At 74.7% G+C, this 2,311-nt stretch carries 3 protein-coding genes and 1 riboswitch; of the genes, 1 reads left to right on the top strand and 2 read right to left on the bottom strand.

Translation table 11 applies throughout. The features are described from left to right. Nucleotides 1-978: ABC transporter permease subunit (locus HGA02_RS16785; protein ID WP_168680292.1), on the bottom strand; the 978-nt coding region annotated here is incomplete at its 3' end. A gap of 74 nt (nt 979-1,052) precedes the next feature. Continuing rightward, a riboswitch (SAM riboswitch) is annotated at nt 1,053-1,164 on the bottom strand. Nucleotides 1,165-1,341: 177 nt separating this feature from the next. On the opposite strand from HGA02_RS16785, the gene HGA02_RS16780 reads away from it, so the two are divergent. Further along, nucleotides 1,342-2,163, top strand: a complete 822-nt coding sequence (locus tag HGA02_RS16780; protein ID WP_168680290.1) for a nitroreductase family protein — start codon at nt 1,342-1,344, stop codon at nt 2,161-2,163. Here the strand turns inward: HGA02_RS16780 and HGA02_RS21160 are convergent. Continuing rightward, the coding region (locus tag HGA02_RS21160) for a hypothetical protein (protein ID WP_246247969.1) at nt 2,105-2,311 on the bottom strand (207 nt) is incomplete at its 5' end. The two genes, HGA02_RS16780 and HGA02_RS21160, sit on opposite strands and share 59 nt — an antisense overlap.

Raw genomic sequence — 2,311 nt, 5'->3', positions numbered from 1 at the left:
AGCCGTGCGGCCCGCGTCGTCGGGCTCGGGCGTGACGCCTGCCGCGCGGCCGCCCGTCACGATGCGCGGGTCGAGCAGCGGGTAGACGACGTCGACGAGCAGGTTGGTGAGCACGTAGACCGTCGCGGCGACGAGCACGACGCCCTGCACGACGGGGATGTCCTGCGCGGCCACCGACGTCGCCGTGAGGCGCCCGAGCCCGGCCCGCGAGAACACGGTCTCCGTGACGACCGCCCCCGAGAGCAGCCCGCCGACGACCAGGCCCGTCGCCGTGAGCGCGGGCAGGGCCGCGTTGCGCAGCGCGTGCCGCAGGTGCACGCGCACCCGGCCCGCTCCCTTGGCCACCGCGGTGTCGACGTACGGCTCGCGCAGGGTGTGCAGCAGGCTGCGCGACAGCAGCTGCGCGATGATCGCCGACGTCGGCAGCGCGAGCGTCACGGCGGGCAGCACGATCGACGCGAAGCCCTGGTTGCCGAGCGCCGGGAAGATCGGCAGCTGGAACGAGAACCACTGCACGAGCGTCAGGCCGAACCAGAACGACGGGATCGCGACGCCGAGCGGCGGCAGCGACAGCAGGAACCCGGCGAGCGCGCGGTTGCGGGTCGCGGTCGCGACGACCGCGAGCGTCCCGCCGCCGACGACCGCGAGCAGCAGCGCGGCGCCCGCGATCGCGGCGGTGGGCGGGATCGCCTGGGCCAGGAGCGTCGTGACCGGCTGCTTGCTCACGACCGACGTGCCGAGGTCGCCGCGCACCGCGTCGAGCAGCTGCGTCACGTACTGCTGGGGCAGCGGCTGGTCGAGCCCGTACTCGGCGCGCAGCGCGTCGAGCTGCTCAGGGGTCACGTCGGTCGAGTCGCCGCCGTACATGATCGACACGGGGTCGCCGGGCAGCGCGTAGAGCACGACGAACGACACGGTGTACGCCGCCCACAGCACGAGCACGGCGAGGCCGAGTCGGCGGGCGAGGTACCGCGTCACGGCGTCACCGCCGGGGCGTGCGGTGCGGGCGTCATGGGTGCTCCTTCGGTGCGCGGGACGGTGCGCGCGTCGGTCGTCCGTGCTTGCACGACGGGGGTGTCGTGCCGGGTCATCACCTGGAGCACCCCGCCACGTCCGGAGGGTTGCTGCCCGACCAGCCAGGGCTTGTCGTCGGGTCTCGTGACCGGCCCGGAAGGTAGGAAGGCGGCCGGGGAGGGGCAACGGTCCAGGGCGGGCGTCCCACGATGCGGACATGACGTCTCACGACCGTCCCGCCGCCTGAGACGAGCCCGGACGAACGTTGACTGCGGACCCCCGGGCGCCGACCCTGCGCGCAGCCACGCACCGACCGAGGAGCCGCCCATGAGCATCGACGTCCGCGACACCGAGCGCCTCGCGCACGCGCGGTACGCCGCGCCGCTCGCCGTCGACCTGCGCACGTCGCCGGTCGTCGAGCAGCAGCTCGCGCACCGCTCGGTCCGGCGCTACCTGCCCGACGACGTCGACGACGCGACGGTCGCGACGCTCGTCGCCGCCGCGCAGTCTGCCGCCACGAGCTCGAACCTCCAGCTCTGGAGCGTCGTCGCCGTCCGCGACGCGGGGACCCGCGCGCGCCTCGCCGAGCTCGCCGGCCGGCAGGCGCACATCGTGCAGGCGCCCGTCCTGCTCGTGTGGCTCGTCGACCTCGCCCGTGCGCACGCCGTCGCGGCCCGGCACGAGGCACCGACTGCTGGCGCCGAGTACCTCGAGACGGCCGTCGTCGGCTTCGTCGACGCCGCGCTCGCCGCGCAGAACGCGACGCTCGCCGCCGAGTCGCTCGGGCTCGGCACCGTCTACATCGGGGCGCTGCGCAACCACCCCTCCGAGGTGTCCGCGCTTCTGCGGCTCCCGGCGCACGCGTTCCCGGCCTTCGGGCTCGTGGTGGGGCTCCCCGACCCGGCCGAGGGCACGCGCGTCAAGCCACGCCTGCCGCAGTCCGCCGTGCTGCACCACGAGGTCTACGACGAGTCCGCGCACGAGGCGGTCGAGGACTACGAGCGGCGCATCGGCGCGTTCTACGCCGACGAGGGCCTCGCGCACTCGTGGGTCGAGCGCCTGCTCGCCCGGCTGTCCGGCCCGCACGCGCTCAACGGCCGCGACCGGCTGCGTGAGCACCTGCACGACCGCGGCTTCCCGCTGCGCTGACCCGCCCGTCCTTCTGCCGCCTGCCGTCGACGAGCGCGACGCCGATCTCGCCCGCGACGACCGGGTCCTCGGAGACGTACTCGAAGTTGCGCCCGCACAGCGGTGTCCGCTTGATGTTGACGCCCGGACCGAGGAGGACGGCGACGTC

Origin of the sequence: Cellulomonas septica (assembly GCF_012396155.1) — a bacterium.
GTDB lineage: Bacteria > Actinomycetota > Actinomycetes > Actinomycetales > Cellulomonadaceae > Cellulomonas > Cellulomonas septica.
Note: the sequence above shows the minus strand (reverse complement) of the source record. Positions and strands in the feature narration are given on the sequence as shown.